Source organism: Providencia sp. PROV252, assembly GCF_033676005.1.
In the GTDB taxonomy this organism is placed as follows: Bacteria; Pseudomonadota; Gammaproteobacteria; order Enterobacterales; family Enterobacteriaceae; genus Providencia; species Providencia vermicola.
Map to the genome: position 1 here is coordinate 4,150,335 of NZ_CP096294.1, position 18,782 is coordinate 4,169,116.

At 43.3% G+C, this 18,782-nt stretch carries 20 protein-coding genes; 9 read left to right on the top strand and 11 right to left on the bottom strand.

From position 1 onward, the window contains the following. The first annotated feature begins 362 nt into the window (after positions 1-362). Both nrdD and nrdG read left to right on the top strand, forming a co-directional pair. Entirely contained in the window at positions 363-2,501 is a 2,139-nt protein-coding gene (gene nrdD, locus M1F05_RS19130; protein ID WP_206083261.1) for an anaerobic ribonucleoside-triphosphate reductase, read from the top strand. 4 nt (positions 2,502-2,505) lie between these two features. Continuing rightward, entirely contained in the window at positions 2,506-2,970 is a 465-nt protein-coding gene (gene nrdG / locus M1F05_RS19135) for an anaerobic ribonucleoside-triphosphate reductase-activating protein (protein ID WP_206083260.1), read from the top strand. Here nrdG and M1F05_RS19140 read toward each other — a convergent pair. Both M1F05_RS19140 and M1F05_RS19145 read right to left on the bottom strand, forming a co-directional pair. After that, positions 2,967-3,404, bottom strand: a complete 438-nt coding sequence (locus M1F05_RS19140) for a YhbP family protein (protein WP_241016800.1) — start codon at positions 3,402-3,404, stop codon at positions 2,967-2,969. The two genes, nrdG and M1F05_RS19140, sit on opposite strands and share 4 nt — an antisense overlap. Positions 3,405-3,697: 293 nt before the next feature. Then, positions 3,698-3,949: a DUF1471 domain-containing protein gene (locus tag M1F05_RS19145; protein ID WP_318825900.1), complete on the bottom strand. Its 252-nt coding sequence runs from the start codon at positions 3,947-3,949 to the stop codon at positions 3,698-3,700. Positions 3,950-4,219: 270 nt separating this feature from the next. On the opposite strand from M1F05_RS19145, the gene M1F05_RS19150 reads away from it, so the two are divergent. Continuing rightward, positions 4,220-4,558: a GIY-YIG nuclease family protein gene (locus M1F05_RS19150; protein WP_206083258.1), complete on the top strand. Its 339-nt coding sequence runs from the start codon at positions 4,220-4,222 to the stop codon at positions 4,556-4,558. Here the strand turns inward: M1F05_RS19150 and M1F05_RS19155 are convergent. Together M1F05_RS19155 and ubiT are read right to left on the bottom strand one after the other, a co-directional pair. Further along, positions 4,528-5,034, bottom strand: a complete 507-nt coding sequence (locus tag M1F05_RS19155) for a GNAT family N-acetyltransferase (protein ID WP_206083256.1) — start codon at positions 5,032-5,034, stop codon at positions 4,528-4,530. The two genes, M1F05_RS19150 and M1F05_RS19155, sit on opposite strands and share 31 nt — an antisense overlap. Beyond that, positions 5,028-5,552, bottom strand: coding sequence for a ubiquinone anaerobic biosynthesis accessory factor UbiT (ubiT, locus tag M1F05_RS19160; RefSeq protein ID WP_206083782.1), 525 nt, complete (start codon positions 5,550-5,552; stop codon positions 5,028-5,030). The genes M1F05_RS19155 and ubiT overlap by 7 nt, the downstream gene beginning before the upstream one ends. Before the next feature lie 375 nt (positions 5,553-5,927). Between ubiT and ubiU the strand changes: the two genes are divergently transcribed. Further along, positions 5,928-6,923 carry a ubiquinone anaerobic biosynthesis protein UbiU gene (gene ubiU, locus M1F05_RS19165; RefSeq protein WP_206083254.1) on the top strand — a complete coding sequence of 332 codons (996 nt, stop codon included), beginning with the start codon at positions 5,928-5,930 and terminating at the stop codon, positions 6,921-6,923. Positions 6,924-6,941: 18 nt separating this feature from the next. Further along, on the top strand, positions 6,942-7,817 hold the full coding sequence (locus M1F05_RS19170) for a U32 family peptidase (protein WP_206083252.1): 876 nt from the start codon (positions 6,942-6,944) through the stop codon (positions 7,815-7,817). Between the two features lie 39 nt (positions 7,818-7,856). On the opposite strand, the gene M1F05_RS19175 is transcribed toward M1F05_RS19170, so the two are convergent. The 5 genes from M1F05_RS19175 to M1F05_RS19195 all read right to left on the bottom strand — a co-directional run bounded on the left by M1F05_RS19175 (position 7,857) and on the right by M1F05_RS19195 (position 11,855). Beyond that, positions 7,857-8,174 (bottom strand): type II toxin-antitoxin system YafQ family toxin, encoded by a 318-nt coding sequence (locus M1F05_RS19175; RefSeq protein WP_206083250.1) that lies wholly within the window; start codon positions 8,172-8,174, stop codon positions 7,857-7,859. Then, a complete protein-coding gene (locus M1F05_RS19180; RefSeq protein ID WP_206083248.1) occupies positions 8,155-8,442 on the bottom strand; it encodes a type II toxin-antitoxin system RelB/DinJ family antitoxin in 288 nt (95 codons plus the stop codon). The genes M1F05_RS19175 and M1F05_RS19180 overlap by 20 nt, the downstream gene beginning before the upstream one ends. Positions 8,443-8,573: 131 nt before the next feature. Beyond that, a complete protein-coding gene (locus M1F05_RS19185) occupies positions 8,574-9,728 on the bottom strand; it encodes an ABC transporter permease (RefSeq protein ID WP_206083246.1) in 1,155 nt (384 codons plus the stop codon). Further along, positions 9,728-10,873: an ABC transporter permease gene (locus tag M1F05_RS19190; RefSeq protein WP_206083244.1), complete on the bottom strand. Its 1,146-nt coding sequence runs from the start codon at positions 10,871-10,873 to the stop codon at positions 9,728-9,730. The genes M1F05_RS19185 and M1F05_RS19190 overlap by 1 nt, the downstream gene beginning before the upstream one ends. Positions 10,874-10,883: 10 nt before the next feature. Beyond that, positions 10,884-11,855, bottom strand: coding sequence for an HlyD family secretion protein (locus M1F05_RS19195; RefSeq protein WP_318825901.1), 972 nt, complete (start codon positions 11,853-11,855; stop codon positions 10,884-10,886). A 592-nt stretch (positions 11,856-12,447) separates the two neighbouring features. Between M1F05_RS19195 and M1F05_RS19200 the strand changes: the two genes are divergently transcribed. The 4 genes from M1F05_RS19200 (at position 12,448) to M1F05_RS19215 (ending at position 15,651) form a co-directional block, all read left to right on the top strand. Continuing rightward, positions 12,448-14,133, top strand: a complete 1,686-nt coding sequence (locus M1F05_RS19200) for a sensor histidine kinase (protein WP_206083781.1) — start codon at positions 12,448-12,450, stop codon at positions 14,131-14,133. 18 nt (positions 14,134-14,151) lie between these two features. Continuing rightward, on the top strand, positions 14,152-14,868 hold the full coding sequence (btsR, locus tag M1F05_RS19205) for a two-component system response regulator BtsR (protein ID WP_206083240.1): 717 nt from the start codon (positions 14,152-14,154) through the stop codon (positions 14,866-14,868). Positions 14,869-15,021: 153 nt separating this feature from the next. Further along, a complete protein-coding gene (locus M1F05_RS19210) occupies positions 15,022-15,291 on the top strand; it encodes a hypothetical protein (protein ID WP_094961647.1) in 270 nt (89 codons plus the stop codon). 15 nt (positions 15,292-15,306) lie between these two features. After that, complete coding sequence (locus M1F05_RS19215; RefSeq protein WP_206083239.1) at positions 15,307-15,651, top strand: type II toxin-antitoxin system RelE/ParE family toxin; 345 nt, start codon at positions 15,307-15,309, stop codon at positions 15,649-15,651. A gap of 81 nt (positions 15,652-15,732) precedes the next feature. Here the strand turns inward: M1F05_RS19215 and M1F05_RS19220 are convergent, their stop codons facing one another. Then, the gene (locus tag M1F05_RS19220) at positions 15,733-17,661 is read right to left on the bottom strand and encodes a DEAD/DEAH family ATP-dependent RNA helicase (RefSeq protein ID WP_206083237.1); all 1,929 of its coding nucleotides are present in this window, start codon (positions 17,659-17,661) and stop codon (positions 15,733-15,735) included. 171 nt (positions 17,662-17,832) lie between these two features. Further along, on the bottom strand, positions 17,833-18,750 hold the full coding sequence (gene nlpI / locus M1F05_RS19225) for a lipoprotein NlpI (protein WP_241016799.1): 918 nt from the start codon (positions 18,748-18,750) through the stop codon (positions 17,833-17,835). Positions 18,751-18,782 lie beyond the last annotated feature (32 nt).

Genomic DNA, 18,782 nt, shown 5'->3' on the forward strand with positions numbered 1-18,782 from the left:
GACACCCCATGATATCTGTGGGGTGTTGTTCTCCCCAATCCCCTTATTCCTGCTTATTGCCTTTCTCAAATACTGCGTCACATCCATTAACCGCATCGAAACTTAAGTGAAACTTTTTTATTACCCATAAAATTATTTATTTTCAGCGCCGCTTTGGATATTCAGGTACTTAATTATTTTCTTTGTTTTGGATCAAACTAATGTCAGCTAAAAAAAAGCAATAACCTATATATTGTGCTTTAATTACCAACATAGACACAATATGTAGTATTTATTCACATTTTATCCACAGAAAAACGCTCAGTAGGAAGATAACGGATAACGCCGTTATCACTGTGGATAACTTAAAAAGGAGAGAGACAGTGGGAACGGTTGTCATTAAAAGAGATGGTTGTCAGGTCAATTTTGACCTTCCGAGGATTCAAGAAGCCGTAAAGCGCGCTGCCGCTGCGGTGGATGTTAAGGATGACGATTATTGTCTTCAAGTTGCCTCTATCGTCACTGAGCAACTTTGCAACCGTAGCCAAGTGGATATTGGGGAGATCCAAGACGCTGTCGAAAACCAACTGATGGCAGGGCCATACAAAGATTTAGCCCGTGCCTACATCGAATATCGCCATGATAGGGACAGTGAGCGTGAAAAACGCAGTCAACTAACCCATGATATTCGCGGATTGATTGAACAAAGTAATGTTTCCTTGCTCAACGAAAATGCCAATAAAGACAGTAAAGTGATCCCAACTCAACGAGACTTACTCGCAGGGATTGTGGCAAAGCATTACGCCAAACAGCATATTTTACCTCGCGATGTCGTTCTAGCTCATGAAAGAGGCGAAATTCACTACCATGACCTCGATTATGCGCCATTTTTCCCCATGTTTAACTGTATGCTTATTGACCTAAAAGGTATGTTAACTGATGGATTTAAGATGGGAAATGCAGAAATTGAGCCTCCTAAATCTATTTCAACTGCAACAGCGGTAACAGCACAAATTATTGCTCAAGTTGCTAGCCATATTTATGGCGGTACAACCATCAATCGAATTGATGAAATTTTAGCCCCTTATGTGGCGATCAGTTACCAAAAACACTTAGAAGTCGCACAAGAGTGGGGAATTGCAGATGCCGAAGGTTACGCGCAAAGCCGTACCGATAAAGAATGCTACGATGCATTCCAGTCTTTAGAGTATGAAGTGAATACGCTACATACTGCTAATGGCCAAACGCCATTCGTTACATTTGGCTTTGGGTTGGGTACGTCAAAAGAAGCGCGTTTAATTCAGCAATCTATTCTAAAAAACCGTATTGCGGGCCTAGGTAAAAACCGCAAAACCGCCGTGTTCCCTAAACTGGTTTTCGCTATCAAAGATGGCCTAAACCACAAACTTAGCGATCCAAATTACGATATTAAGCAATTAGCATTAGAGTGCGCCAGCAAGCGCATGTACCCCGATATTCTCAATTATGATCGTGTTGTTGATGTCACTGGCTCATTTAAAACGCCAATGGGTTGCCGTAGCTTTTTAGGGATTTATGAAGAAAATGGCGAACAAATTCATGATGGCCGCAACAATTTAGGTGTCATTAGCCTGAACTTACCGCGTATCGCTATTGAAGCACAAGGTAGTGAAGATGCATTCTGGGCACTCTTAGATGAGCGCCTCGCTATCGCGAAAAAAGCCTTAATGACACGCATTGCCCGCTTAGAAACCGTAAAAGCCCGCGTAGCTCCTATCCTATATATGGAAGGTGCGTGTGGTGTAAGATTAAAAGCAGACGACAATGTCGCTGAGATTTTCAAAAATGGTCGAGCATCAATTTCCTTAGGCTACATTGGGTTACATGAAACGATCAATGCACTATTCGGTTCAGAAACCCACGTGTATGACAACGAAAAGTTACGTGAAAAAGCAGTCGCTATTGTCGCTCGCTTACGCCAAGCAACCGATGAGTGGAAAGCACAAACAGGCTACGGCTTCAGCTTATATAGCACGCCGAGCGAAAACTTGTGTGACCGTTTTTGCCGCATCGATACCGCGGAATTCGGCGTCATTAATGGCGTCACAGATAAAGGCTACTACACCAATAGCTTCCATTTAGATGTTGAAAAACAAGTCAATCCGTACGACAAAATTGACTTTGAAGCGCCGTACCCTGCAATCGCGAATGGCGGTTTTATCTGTTACGGCGAATACCCGAACTTGCAACATAATGTCAGAGCGCTAGAAGACGTGTGGGATTATAGCTATCAACACGTTCCTTATTATGGCACCAACACACCGATAGATGAATGTTATGAATGTGGCTTTTCTGGCGAGTTTTCTTGTACCAGCAAAGGGTTTACCTGCCCAGCTTGCGGTAACCATGACACCAACCGCGTTTCAGTGATCCGCCGTGTATGTGGTTATTTAGGTAGCCCAGATGCACGCCCGTTTAATGCAGGTAAACAAGAAGAAGTAAAGCGCCGTATCAAGCATTTAGGCAATGGTCAAATAGGTTAATGGTATGAATTATCACCAATATTACCCTGTTGATGTGGTTAATGGCCCTGGTACCCGCTGCACACTGTTTGTCGCGGGGTGCGTCCACCAGTGCCGCGGTTGCTACAATCAAAGTACGTGGCGAGTGGATTCAGGTGTGCCATTCACTCAAGAAATGGAAGACCAAATCATTCAAGATTTGCAAGATTCCCGCATCCGCCGACAAGGGCTCTCCCTTTCTGGCGGAGACCCTCTGCACCCAGCTAATTTGCCAGCGGTGCTCAAGTTAGTGAAGCGAGTGAAAACGGTTTGCCCAGATAAAGATATTTGGTTATGGACAGGATACATATTGAGTGATTTGACGCTTGAACAACAAAAAGTGGTGAGTTTAGTTAATACCGTGATTGACGGTAAATTTGAGCAGGATTTACATGACCCGCGCTTAATTTGGCGCGGCAGTTCAAATCAGGTGATCCACAAACTACGTTAAATTTGCTGTTCCCAATATAGCTTGGTGCCAAAACCTAATTTATTATCGACCATTTTAATATTCTGCAAGTGAAGCTGCCAAACAGGCAGTTTCGCTACTAATGCCACAGGGAAACGACGCCAGTAAAAACCGCGGGCAAGCCGTTCTTCCTCACCTTCTAATATTTTAATTTCACCTGTAAATTGAATACCTTGTATTGCATTAACAGCTTTGGTCTGCGCTGATATTGTGCCAGCAACTTGCGGGTTAGCCACCATCAATTGCCCATGCCTTGAATTCGGGTCTGTCATTAAAATCAGACACATCGTTTTCGCATCAAATGCATAGTAACAACTGGCAGGCCAAATATCATTGTTATGATGAGTAAAAAGAGAGAAAACGTGTTGGCGGGCAATATAGCGTTGGATGTGTTTTAAAGTTTGTTCAGGCGTCATAGCGGTTTCCATATAAACCCGTTCAGAACAAGCTTTTGGGGGATTCCCCTTAAGCTTGCTTAAACTGTTCTGAACGTAGGCATAAAATTCGCTATTACTATACTCTAACTAGCTGAAATATTAACCTAAATATTTTTAGGTCTATACGCCAACTAAATTCGAGTATTTATTCTAAATAATTCGTGGTACAGCTAGGCGGCAAGTGAACGAGACGCTAGGAGCATACATAAGTATGTGACTAGTGCGAGTAAACGTAGCCAACAACGCTGTAACGTGAATTATGACGAATAAAATTATTTATAAATAGCTGCAGTACCACTCATAGAATTCTCACCGCCAGCAGAAATCACACGGAAAGAAGTTGCACCAGCTTCATCAGCTTTTTTGGCTAATTGTGCTGTCAGGTCATTTACGCTAACTGCACCAGTAACTGAGACATAACCCGCAGCTGGTTGACTAGAATGTTGAACTTCATCAGCCGCCATTAAACCAAATGATACAGCACCCAAAGCTAAAGCAGCAGCAAATAATGTTGATTTTTTCATCGTATGTTCCTTTTTGTAAACTTGATTTTTAATCGGGGTTTTTACTGTCCCCCTGTGATATGGATCATATTATGCGCTTTAAATTAGAATGAAAATTAGCATATTTTGCTATAGTTGTTCAAATAAACTGAATGATAACCTATGTTGAGGTTACAGCTTTGTGACAACTTTATTGCCTTTTTTATTTATATATTAATGTGTTATAAATAACTCCCTTAACGAATATATTCGTCTTTAACCCATTGTTTTTAACTAAAAAAGCAGCACAAAATGACAAATATCACCTCAGAAAAAAGCGAGCTAAAGCAAAATAGCTGGTATATCTACCTAGTGCGAGAGAAAAATAACGCACTTTATTGTGGGATCACGACGGATGTGCAGCGCCGGTTTGAGCAACACAAAGCAGGAACGGGGGCAAAAGCATTGAGAGGGAAAATGCCATTAACATTAGCATTTTCATGTCTGATCGGTTCGCGTTCAGCCGCATCCCAAATGGAATATAAGGTGAAGCAACTGAGTAAAAAGACAAAAGAAAGGCTGGTCATCGACCAGCCCAGCGATTTGACCGCTTATTTAACTCAGGTCAAATTATCAAAATGTGAAGAATAGACCACATCACCTTGCTGCTCGCCTATCCCACCATTTTCTAACCCACAAATTAAAAAGTGAGCTTGTAGCTCTGGCCATTGGCAACGAATATGATGTTTAGAAGCAGGGACAAACCCAAAGCGTGAATAGTAACGTTCATCGCCAAGCACAACGACTGCAGCATAACCAAATTCATTCAGGCTATCTAACCCCTCATAAACCAGTTTCTCTGCAATGCCTTGCCCTTGATGAGCTTTATTAACAGCTAAAGGTGCCAACCCTACCCACTGTACATCTTCACCATTTAGGTCAACAGGCGTGAAACCAACATAACCTATCACTTCGCCATTATCATTCGTGGCAACAACCCCCAATGTCAGCAAACCATCTTCACGTAAATGCTGAACAAGGTTAGCTTCCGCTTCAGTTGGGAAGGTTTCACGCAGCAATCTATCAATGCCCATGGCATCAACAGGAATTTCAACCCGAATTAGCATGAGGTCAACACAGGCGTTTTATGCTCTGCGTCCTCGTTGTCTTGTACCGTTTTTATCACTCCAGCGAGTTGCAATAATGCAAACCGCAATGGCGCTGGCATATTTTCGAGCTCAAAAGCATCCATCAAGTTTTTCACGTATAACCCTAACTCGGTATCCCCTTCAATTACCAAACGGCGTTGAAAAAACAATGTATCTGGGTCTTCTTTGCGAGCCGCGATCAGTACTAAATCATTGGCATTACCGCTGACGCTGACATCTTCTTCTGCATGTTTCTTAACCACAAGCTGGCCGTCTTGCAAGCTGATAAACCACACCAACGCTAAATCGTAGATCTCGACTTTGAGCCATTTATCTTCTAGAAAATCAAGCTCCCCTTCTTTTACTGACTCACGAAACTGCCAACTTAACAGTTGTTCAAGTACCTGACGCTGCACAGCAAATGGGGTCACTTTTAAAGGCAATTTCAAAAGTGAAGGGCCTTTTGTGATGAGTTGAGAACGAATTTTACCTAACACAATACTGACTCCCGTATTCATTGTCTGCCCGTTTTCGTGTAACTACCTAATCAGAGTAGCAGCTCGAAGTAATTAGGGTAACATGTTGTCTATACACACAATTTAAAAAAATTCTAACAATCAATAATCACATTCATTGATATTATTGATGCGTTATTTGGGTTATGATAAGTATCTTGCCAAAAAATAGGGTCATGAGTCTGATCCTATATCAATTTTTGCCCATCTCGCCAATATTTATTTTTTATCTACCTGTTTTGCTATTTGCTTAACGAATACAAACATCCATTAACAATTTCTCTGCTCTAAATCAAAATCTATAACAGTTCCCTTGACTAAAATAGCGGCTATCAAAATTTATACAGGGATAGGTCAATGGAATTACTCTGCCCAGCAGGAAACTTACCTGCTTTAAAAGCCGCCGTGGATAATGGGGCTGATGCGGTGTATATCGGGCTAAAAAATGATACTAACGCACGCCATTTTGCAGGTTTAAATTTTACGCAAAAAAAACTGCATGAAGCAGAACGTTATATTCACAGCCGCAATCGCAAACTACATATCGCCATCAATACATTTGCTCACCCAGATGGCTACCAAAGGTGGCAAGATTCGGTAGATCTTGCCGCTGACCTTGGCGCTGATGCCCTGATTATCGCCGATATCGCGATGCTAGAGTACGCCGCCACTAAATATCCGCACATTGAAAGACATGTTTCTGTTCAAGCCTCTGCAACCAACACCGAAGCGATCCGCTTTTACCAACGCAACTTTGATGTTCACCGTGTGGTGCTGCCTCGCGTACTCTCGATTCATCAAGTTAAACAGCTGGCAAAAAATAGCCCTGTTCCCCTCGAAGTGTTTGCATTTGGCAGCCTGTGTATTATGGCTGAAGGGCGCTGTTATTTATCCTCTTATCTAACGGGAGAATCCCCAAATACCGTTGGAGCCTGTTCCCCTGCCCGCTTTGTGCGTTGGCAACAAACGGCTGATGGCATGGAATCACGCCTAAATAATGTACTTATCGACCGCTATAAAGCCGATGAAAACGCAGGTTACCCCACTTTGTGTAAAGGGCGCTATTTGGTGGATGAGCAGAAATACCATGTTCTCGAAGAGCCCACCAGCTTGAATACGATTGAATTATTACCTGAGCTAATGGCGGCGAATATTGCCTCCGTGAAAATTGAAGGTCGCCAACGTAGCCCCGCTTATGTTTCTGAAGTGGCACGTATTTGGCGCCAAGCCATTGACCGTTATAAAGCCAACCCCGATAACTTTGTCACCGATCCTAAATGGATGAAAGCGCTAGGAAAGCTTTCTGAAGGAAGTCAAACCACATTGGGTGCTTATCATCGCAAATGGCAATAATTAAAAGGTAAAACTATCATGCAGTACTCTTTAGGATCAGTGCTTTATTACTGGTCAAAACAGACATTAAACGACTTTTATCAACTCGCTATGCAAAGTGAAGCTGATATTATCTATCTCGGTGAAATGGTGTGTAGCAAGCGCCGTGAAATGAAACCCAATGATTGGATAGATCTTGCCCAGCAATTAGCTAAAAGTGGCAAGCAGATTGTATTGAGCTCCCTTGCTCTACTGCAAGCACCTTCAGAACTAAAAGAAATAACAAAATTAGTCGATAACGGCGAGTTTTTACTTGAAGCGCACGACTTTGGCGTGATTAACATGTTAGTGGATAGAAAACTGCCATTTGTGGCTGGGCATGGCCTCAACTGCTACAACGCCCAAGCGCTGAATATTCTACTGCGCCAAGGAATGACCCGTTGGTGCATGCCTGTTGAGCTCTCCCGTGATTGGCTGATTAACTTACTCAATCAATGTGAAGAAATCGGTATTCGTCATAAATTCGAGGTGGAGGTCATGAGTTACGGTCATCTTCCCCTTGCCTATTCTGCACGCTGCTTTACCGCACGTTCAGAAAACAAACAAAAAGATGATTGTGAAACCTGCTGTATTAATTACCCTCAAGGGCGCAAGGTGCTTTCCCAAGAGCAACAACAAGTGTTTACCTTAAATGGTATCCAAACACTCAGTGGTGACTGCTATAACCTCGGGAATGAGTTGGCATCGATGAAAGGTTTGGTGGATATTGTGCGCATTTCCCCTGAAAGCGTTGAGTCCTTAGATATACTTACTCAGTTTAAAGCCAATGAAGATGGCATGGTGCCATTGCGTATTGAAAACCAGAGCTGTAACGGCTACTGGCGACAAATTGCGGGCTTGTTGATGGTGCCTTGATATACAATAGGTAATGAGCTCGAACTATGGCTCATTACCTTAACCAAATAGTTCACTGTGCGAACCAATATCAACGAAAGTGATTAAATTACCCTTATCTGACAAGCGATAAACCAGTAAGAAATCACCACCAATATGAAGCTCCCTAGCCCCTTGCCATTCATGACCTTCTAATTCATGATCAAAATATTCTTTTGGTATCATTTTTTGAGAAAACAGAAGTTCCATAACAAGAATAGCCGCATTCATGTCCCTACGACCTGCTCGATTATATCGTTCCCATGACTTTTTAAACGTCGGTGTATAAGCAACCTGCCTTGGTTGCTTAGCTCGCTTATTATTTGGCTTTTGAGTCAACTTTGCTTAACTCCGCCATCATTTCGTTAATTGAATCGTAATGCTGCTCAATAACTTTAGCTTCTTTCAACGCTAGTGTCGTTTTTAGCGAAGGTTGTTTACGCTTGATTTCAAAAGGAACTCTTTGCTCTTGAACCACTTGCTCTAAAAACAAGCGGATAGCTGCGCTAATAGTCAAACCACAGTCTTGTAATACACTTGCGGCTTCCGCTTTTAATTGTTCATCAATTCGACTACGAACATCAGTTGTTTTCAATAGTGTTGACATATCATACCTCACACATGCTAAATGTAGCTACATTGTGGCTACATTATGGCTTAGTATAGCATTTGCCGATAAATTAGTCACACACTCTCTCTAAGTTACCTTTTCCAATAAACCATAAACACTATTAAATATTAATGCCGATGCCTGCGCCAGCGGTTATACATATGGCTAATATGACGTAACTCCCCATCACGCAGCATACCAATAAAGACCCCGATGACGGTATAAATCACGCCTAGCGTCAGCATCATCACAATATCCATAAGTACATCACTAAACGGTAAGCCCATTTGGTTAAGGCCAGCCATGGCATTTGTTGCCCATGTAGACGGCAGTGCAGAGGCTATCATTCGCACCCAATCGGGCATGGCTTGTAACGGCCAAATCGTACCTGACATATAAAACACGGGTGTAGTGATAAACGCCAATGTTAAGTAAATCATTTCCACACTGCGTAAGCATTCCGTGACCAACTTGCCAAGGCCAAGCACAGCTAACAAGAATGGGAAAGTAAACAACCAAATCACATACAGTGGCGCTTCTTGTCGGAACCCCAATACCCATGGCCAAAGGGCAAAAAATACCGTTGATAAAAACAGCCAAATCGGGATCAACGCCGATAATGCCCCTAAATAAACAGCTAACGGCGGTTTTCCTTTAGGTGTAGAACGAACAGCAATACTGACTCGCACGCAAGCAATCAACAAGGAGTGTTGTAACAGCATAACCAACAAGCCTGGGAAAACAATCGCCGCAAAGCTAACACCTGGGTTATACAAGGGCTCTGTTTCACTACGCACAGGGGTAATAATGACCTTGGCTTGTTCTTGGCTATAACCCGCTTTGGTTAATAATTGCGTGTTATAGGCATTAAGCAATGTTTGGTACGCCTTAGAAAGCTCCTGCTGAATTTGCCCACTCGCCAAGCGGTTTGTTGCATCCCCATACACAGGCACGGTAATATTTTTACCACTTAATAAATGTTGTTGAAAATCTGTTGGAATGATAATTATCGCAAATAATTTTCGAGCAATCATATCTTGGCGAGCTTGCGCAAGATTATCATAACCGTGCAACTGCACTTTAGGGGTCGCATCTAAATCACGGATCAATTCGCGGCTCGCCGTGCTGTGATCCATATCAATCACCGCAACAGGTAAGTCCCATAATACGGGTCTCGCATACACCAAACTCATCACACACAGTGAGACCAAAAGGAGCAGCCACATAGGTTTTTCTAGCATCCCAAGTAACACTTTCCGGAAGGTCGCAAAATACACAGTCATTATGCAGCGCCTCCTTGGGTTTCCAATCGTTTCACCAAACGCTTACGCACTAAAAAAGCGGTAACAACAGGGTAAATCAGTAAAAACAAACAGACTTCGACTATCCGACCAAACGAAATTTCTCGTAAGAAAATATCAAACATGGCATTAAGCGTATGAGTTAACGGCTCGATATTCGAAATAATCTGCGCAGGCAAAATCATCGCTAATTCAGGCACAGCCATCCCAGAGAAAGCTAATGCGATACTCACTAGCATCCCGATTAAGCTGTAAGCCATGATGGCGCTCGAGGTAAAGCTAAAGAGCAACAACCCGATACTTTGCGCCGCTATCACATAGAAGAAACCAACCACAATCATATACAGCGGGTTCCCTATCACTTTGGCGTCAAAAATTGTGACTAATGCTGCCAGTTCAATGGATAATAATGTACTGAAAAATAACGTATAAGGTGCCATTTTACCTAACAAAGCAGTGGCAAAAGGCTTGACACTCTGCAAAGTCGTACCGCGCGACATCGTGTAAATTGTCGCCGTTACCACAAACAGTTGGAGCATATGGATTGTCGCGGCAAACTGTTGATAATAAATATAACTACCACTTGGATTGAACAAGCTGTCATAGGAAAGTGTCACTTGCGCTAACGGCGGCAAGGCTTTTCCCATCGACTTTGCCATTTCTTGACGGTATTTCGCATTGAGTTCTGCCACCAGCCCACTAAAGTCCTGAATAGCGTAACTCCCTGACGCGTAAAATAATGCATTGTAATACATCCGTAATTCAGGCTGACGCCCGCGAAGAACATCCTCTTCGAAATTATGGGGAATATACAATAATGCGTAGTCTTTTGAGCTCCCCAGCCTTTTAATGGAGGTACTGAGGTTATCGTCCACCGTTTTTACATCTGCATGAGGTCCCGCATTCAGATCGCGAATAATTTGCCGAGACACTGGGCTATGGTTATCATCCACCACCGAAACAGGCAGATCCATCAAAGTTCCCTCAGAAAAGTTAGCGCTAACTAACGTAAACAACATCAGCGGGAACAACCAGCTCAACCAATGAAAAACAGGGCTACGGATAGCCATTTGTGTTTCGCGGCTAAAAGCATGTTCAAAGCCGTGCCAAGCGAACTTTAATTTCATGGCAACACCTTTACTTATCCCAGTGCCATAACACACTCATACCAGGTCTTAACCCATCGATTGGCTCAACAGGATATAAACGAATTTCAAAGGTTTTTAAGTCAAAATCCCCTGTTGCACGCGTCGCTCGTTTCGTCGCATAATCCCCTTTTGGTGCAATATAACGAATTTCTGCCTCAACCATTTTATTACCTAAAGCGGGGATATCGAGCTGAACTTTATCGCCTTTTTTCACACCCACTAAAATATCTTCGCGCAGATTATAAATAAAATATGCTTGCGGTAGGCGGATCAGTGATACCAGCGGGCTCCCCGCATTGAATAACTCACCAATTTCGGCAGGAATGGGGCCAACTTCACCATCGACAGGGGCTTTGACCTGTAAATCATCAATTTGTACTTGGATCTCAGCCAGTTTTTGCTCTGCTTGCTGTAAAGCCGCCTCATATTGGTGACGCTGCTCAATACGATCCCCATGTTGCCCTTCATCTAAACGGGCTTTTGCCCCTTGGACTTGTGAGAAAGCAACCTCTTTGGCTTTACGTGCATTATCCAGCTCATTTGCTGAAACATAGCCTTTGCTTTTTAAATTACTTAAACGCGCATATTCCCGGGATGCATTTTGGTATTGCGAATTGGCTTGCGCTAACAATGCTTGTAAGTCGCGAATAGTTTCCGCTCGTGTCCCATTTAGAGATTGGTCAAGTTGTGCTTTGGCTTGGTCTCTTGCTGCTTTGGCAGCTTCATACTGTGCTTGCAGTTCAGGGCTTTCAAGGGTTAACAATAATTGTCCCTGTTTAACATCATCGCCACGCTCTACATGCCGTTCCATCACACGTCCTTTGGCTTTTGAAGTCACAATCACTTCAGGCGCATCCACTTCTCCCTGTAACAATAAATATTGATTATGGGAATGAAACAACGCCGCTGCTGCAATTAAGATAAGCATCAGCAAAATCAGTACTATTGTTCTTTTTTTCATTATTTATGCGAACCTTAAATAATAACGGGGGAAACTATCATCCCTAGAGTATGACAAGAAAATTAGGTATAGCGTTAATATATTCGTGCGCAAGATCACGAAAAGGCAGGTCTTTGTCTAATATTGAATCGATTTTTTTCTTATGTCAAATAGTGATGAAACACCCTAATTCAAATGTCGATTACTTAACCAATGACTTACGGTATAATTACGAAGAAAATAAATATTAAAAATAGATAGCCCAAGTGAATAATTCCGCTCATACACAGCGCTAAAAAGTCTGTCGTGAAATCGCCGAATTCTCCACTTACCACAATGCAAAATTTAACGAGCCATGCTCTAAATAGTTCGCATTGTGGGTAGGCGACCAGAGAGGATATCTTGGGGAACATACATCAGTATGTGACCCAAGTAGCCGAGTGCGGCCAACACCCCCGCAATGTGAAACACGACGAGCCATGCTCTAAATAGTTCGCATTGTGGGTAGGCGACTAGAGAGGATATCTTGGGGAGCATACATCAGTATGTGACCCAAGTAGCCGAACGCAGTCAACACCCCCACAATGTGAAATATGACGAGCATATGACAAGCATGTACGAATTTGATTTAATTTTACTATTACTCCAACAAATGTGCGTCTATCTGGTTATTGCTTGGGCCCTTAGCCGCACTCCGCTCGTCATTCCATTATTAAAGGTCACTATCCGCTTACCTCATAAGGTGATGTGTTACCTGATTTTCTCTGTGTTTTGTATTATTGGGACGTATTTCGGCCTGCATATCAATGACTCCATCGCTAACACTCGTGCTATTGGTGCGGTATTAGGCGGCTTACTTGGTGGCCCTGCTGTTGGATTTGCTGTCGGTTTTACAGGTGGGATCCACCGCTATTCATTAGGGGGAATGAGTGCATTTGCCTGTATGGTTTCGACGATTGTGGAAGGGCTAATTGGTGGGTTGGTGCATCGTTACTATATGAAACGCGGTGAAATTAATAAAATTTTTAACCCTGTTACCGCCAGTTGTGCCACGTTTGTTGCTGAAGTCCTTCAGATGCTCATTATCCTGTTATTGGCTCGCCCCTTCGATGAAGCGGTTGAACTGGTGAGAAGTATTGTCGCACCAATGCTGGTCGCGAATACCATTGGCGCTGCCATGTTTATTCGTATTCTGCTCGACAGACGTGCGATTGTGGAAAAATACACCACAGCCTTTTCTGCACAAGCCCTTAAAATCGCCTTAACCACTGAGGGTATTTTACGCAAAGGCTTCAATGCAGATAACAGTATGAAGGTCGCCAAAATTATTTATCAAGAACTCGAAATTGGCGCGGTTGCAATTACGGATCGAGAAAAAATACTCGCCTTTATTGGTATCGGTGCAGACCATCACCGACCTGGCACACCAATCTCATCCAATCAATCCAGACAAGCCATTGATAATAACGAAGTTGTTTATGCTGATGGCAATGAAACACCCTATAAGTGTTCTCTGTGCCCAACGTGTAAACTCGGCTCTGCTCTCGTCATCCCCTTACGGGGAGAAAATGACCGAGTCATTGGCACCATAAAGCTTTATGAGGCCAAAAATAGCTTATTTAGCTCAATTAACCGTACATTAGGCGAAGGTATTGCCAGCTTGTTTTCTGCACAAATCTTAGCGGGTCAATACGAACGCAATAAACAGTCACTACTGCAATCGGAAGTGAAACTACTCCATGCCCAAGTGAATCCTCACTTTTTGTTTAATGTACTCAATACGTTGCAGGCCGTGATCCGCAAAGACAGCCAACAAGCGGGGCAGTTGGTTCAATATATTTCGACCTTTTTCCGTAATAACCTCAAACGTCCAGAACAAAGCGCTACCTTGGGTGAGGAAATCGAACATATCAATGCCTATTTGCAGATAGAAAAAGCGCGTTTTCAAGATAGCTTGCAAATCCATATTGAAATTCAAGAAGAAGCTAAACACGTCGAACTGCCCGCATTTACCTTGCAACCCCTTGTTGAGAATGCAATTAAACACGGCACCTCACAGTTATTAGAGACAGGATATATTACAATACGCAGCTATATCGGCAGTGAACATGTATATATCGAAATAGAGGACAATGCGGGGTTATATAAACCAGCAAAACAAAGTGATGGTCTTGGGATGGGCTTGGTCGATAGACGCCTGCGCTTAAAATATGGCGAACAATATGGCATTAACGTAGAACATGAACCAGAAAAATTTACCCGAATGAAAATCCGTCTGCCGTACTTGGCGGCACCCTAATAATGATAATGTAACCCTATGAATGTATTAATTGTTGATGATGAACCCCTTGCGCGGGAAAACGTCCGTTGCTTACTCGAAGAACACGATGATATTGACATTATTGGTGAATGCGCGAACGCCATCGAGGCAATAGGCATCATTCATAAAAAAAAGCCTGATGTGGTCTTTCTTGATATCCAAATGCCGCGACTAACAGGCTTAGAAATGGTGCGCATGTTGGATCCCGAAGACCGCCCTTATATTGTATTTCTGACCGCCTTCAATGAATTTGCCATCCAAGCATTCGAAGAACATGCGTTTGATTACCTGTTAAAACCCCTTGAACCTGAACGACTCGAAAAAACCTTAAATCGCTTACGCCAAGGTAAGCAAAAGCAGAACCTTGAACTTCTGGGCAACAATGAGCCGCTGAAATTTATCCCGTGTACAGGCCATAGCCGTATTTACTTGATGAAGCTTGATGAAGTTTTGTATGTCACATCGCGTATGAGCGGTGTTTATGTGATGAGCACACAAGGACAAGAAGGTTTTACTGAGCTGACACTACGCACATTAGAGATGCGTACCCCGCTGGTGCGCTGCCACCGACAATATTTGGTGAATATGACCCAACTGAATGAAATTTTGTTTGGTGATAGCGGGCAAGCCGAGTTGGTGCTCAGCTCTGGTGAACATATTCCTGTCAGCCGCCGCTACCTAAAGCCGCTAAAAGAAGCGCTGGGGTTGGTTTGAGTGACGCTTCAACTTCCTACGCACAAACTTGGTGTATAAATTAATAATAAATTTGTACATCTAACTGATTTTTTCTATAATCAGAAATATAAGTTCAAAAAATACACAATACGTTATTCTGGGTTGTGTGTTCACTATTTATAGGAACAAAATATGTCTAATACAATGTCGCAAAAAGCAGCACGTGAAGGCCTTGGTAACCCTGAGCTCTTTAAGGGCGGCGTTTTTGTAACAAAAAATGGGCAATCTGAGCTGTTTATCCAAACAAGTGAAGAACGTGAAATAGAGCTAAAAGAAAGGGAAAGAGAGCGCCAAGCAAATGCGCTGCTAAAATTGGTGATGGCAGCAAAAGATGATGTTAAAAATAAAAGAACCTTATCACCAGAAGAAGCGCTAGAAAAATTACGTGCAGCAAGAAAATAATGAAAGGAAATTGTGATGGAACACCCCTATACGGTCACCCTCGCAGAAACTGCATTATGGTCACTACAGGATGTAGAATCGTTTAAAATCAATTTTATGAGCAGTGTTCAAGCAGCCGCGTTTGTTGATGAGCTACTTTTATCATCCGTTAGAGCAATATCAGAAGATCCTAAGCGTTATCGCCCAAATCAAATGTTAGCCGATAATGGTCTACTAATTCGGGAGCGAATCGGTATAACTAGCCAGTATCGTTGTTTATATGAATTTGATATGCAAACAAATCACGTTGTTATCCTACTTTTTATCAGCACAGCACAAGATTTAGAAAAAACGCTTTATCGCTACTACATACTTAGGTAAAAATGGCTAACAAAAAACCCGCATTTCCAAGAAATGCGGGTTTTCATTTTATTAGGGAATAACTTCCCTAAAACCTAGCAATTACGCGTTATGACTGCTGCTACGACGACGAGGTGCCGCATTCGGGCCATCTTGGCGTGGAGCGGAATTACCACGGTCACGGTTACCACCACCACGACGTTCACCACCACCACGGCGCTCACCGCCACGGTCATTACGACGACCTGCACCGAAACCACCTTCGCTACCACCTTCACGGCGTGGGCCACCACGACGCTCACCGCCACCGCGGCGTTCGAATGGCTGTGCATCACCGATCAGTTGCATTTGCGTTGGTTTATTCAAAATACGCGCACGGCTTAAGTGAGTTAGCACATCTGTTGGCATACCTTTTGGTAATTCAATTGTCGAGTGAGTTCCGTACAATTTGATATTACCGATATAACGGCTGCTGATATCCGCTTCGTTAGCAATCGCACCAACAATGTGACGAACTTCCACACCATCATCACGACCAACTTCGATACGGTACATTTCCATGTCACCAACATCACGACGCTCACGACGGCCACCACGTTCGCCACGCTCTGCACGGTCAAAACCGTTGCCATTGCTATTACGGTCACGACGGTCACCACCACGGCGGTCATCACGGTCATTGAATTCACGACGTGGACGACGCGGTGCATCTGGTGGCAGGATCAGAGCACGTTCACCTTGAGCCATCTTCAATAACGCCGCAGCTAACGTTTCCATATCCACATCTTCTGATGGAGACATTTTCGCTAACAGTGAACGGTATTGGTCTAAATCACTGCTTTCTAATTGCTGTTGAATTTTCTCAGCGAATTTCGCCTGACGACGTTGGCTCAGCAGATCAGCATCTGGCAGCTCAACCTCAGGAATAGTCAGCTTCATGGTACGTTCAACGTTACGCAGCAGACGGCGCTCACGGTTCTCAACGAACAGTAATGCACGACCTGCACGACCTGCACGGCCAGTACGACCGATGCGGTGAACGTAAGACTCTGCATCCATTGGGATGTCGTAGTTAACCACTAAGCTAATACGCTCAACGTCCAGACCACGCGCTGCAACGTCAGTCGCGATCAAGATATCCAAACGGCCATCTTTTAAGCGTTCTAAAGTTTGTTCACGCAGTGCTTGGTTCATGTCACCGTTTAGTGCCGCACTGTTGTAGCCATTGCGTTCTAACGCTTCAGCGACTTCTAATGTTGCATTTTTGGTACGCACGAAAATAATCGCTGCGTCAAAGTCTTCTGCTTCTAAGAAACGTACTAACGCTTCATTTTTACGCATGCCATACACAGTCCAATAGCTTTGAGCAATATCTGGACGAGTTGTAATGCTAGCCTGAATACGAATTTCTTTCGGGTCTTTCATAAAACGACGTGTAATACGACGAATTGGCTCAGGCATTGTTGCAGAGAACAGCGCAGTTTGGTGTTCTGCTGGAATTTGGCTCATGATGTTTTCAACATCTTCAATGAAGCCCATACGCAGCATTTCATCAGCTTCGTCTAAGACTAAGCCTTTTAATTTAGATAAATCTAACGTGCCACGTTTCAGGTGATCAAGCAGACGACCTGGTGTACCCACAACAATTTGTGGCCCTTGGCGCAATGCACGTAATTGCACGTCATAACGTTGACCACCATACAGGGCAACAACGTTCACGCGGTTCATATGTTTAGAGAAATCGCTCATTGCTTCAGCAACTTGTACAGCCAACTCACGAGTTGGTGCAAGCACTAAAATTTGCGGAGCTTTCAAGTCTGGGTCAATGTTTTGCAGTAATGGCAAGCTAAATGCAGCGGTTTTACCACTACCCGTTTGTGCCATACCTAATACATCGTTGCCATCCATTAACAATGGAATACATTGTTGCTGGATTGGAGAGGGTTTTTCGTATCCCAGGTCGTTCAGTGCTGTCAAAATAGATGCTGATAAACCTAACTCAGCAAAAGAAATATCGGTCTCAGTAGTCATGTAAAGGTGCCTCATACATAGTGGCAGCCAGTTTACATAACCATCGGAAAATCATTTCGGTCATTTTCATTTAAAATGTGAACTGGCTCAAATTGTGTTTATTAAACGAACAAATAGGCCTTCACCCCGAGGGATGATGACTTAAAAATTTTTCAATGAAATGTTCGTCAGCTATTGCTGGCCCGATTCTAAAAGGTCGTCTTGTTCTTGGCCTAACAGCGCCAATTCCAACAATGCATAGCGGTGTTCAACAAAGCTGTGAGCGTTGTTAGCTACCGTCAGTTTGAATAACGCAAGTGCGCTATCCTTATCCCCCAGACTTAGGTAATGTTTACCTAAATAGAAGTTAGTTTCACTGAGATGCTCAGCGAGCGAAGTGTTATCCGTAGATGTTTCTTTCAAACGCGCCATCAATGTATTTTCATTGATATTGCCAAGATAGAATTCTACGATATTCCAGCCCCATTGCCCTTTCTCCGCTTGGTTGTAGCGGGCAGCAAGATTATCTTGCGCCATACGCGGGTCTATGTCTTTCTCGACGAGATAAAGCCACAGAGTACGAAAAGGATCATTTGGATCTATCTGATAATACGCCAGCAGATCATCCTGCGCTAGTTTGTACCGTTCACCGTAATATAATGCGATGCCACGATTCATCCGCGCGAAATTGTAAGTTGGATCAAGCTCTAAAACAGAATCAAACGCTTCATAGGCAGCATCATAATTGCCTGCCTGCGTAAAATATATCCCTAAAAAATTAAAAACTTCAGGAATATCAGGACGTATGGCTAACGCAGTCGAAAAATCGTTACGTGCCAGCGCCCTTAAACCGAGACTATCATACAACACACCGCGCTCATATAAAAGCTGTGCGTACTCATCATCGGTTAAAGATCGGCTCGCAAGGATTTGTTCCATACGAGCCAATATCACTTCTTGCTGTAATGAAGGTTGAAGAGGAACGGCAAATACCTCGTTCTTTCGCCAATCTTTGCTACTACATCCAATAATAACAAAAAAGATAAGCGCCAAGAGCACACGCGGGAGCGTGCGATAATCTCTCACCCGAAGACAGATACTGTTCAGCATACTCCGTCCTTACATTACCACGCTTTACAAAT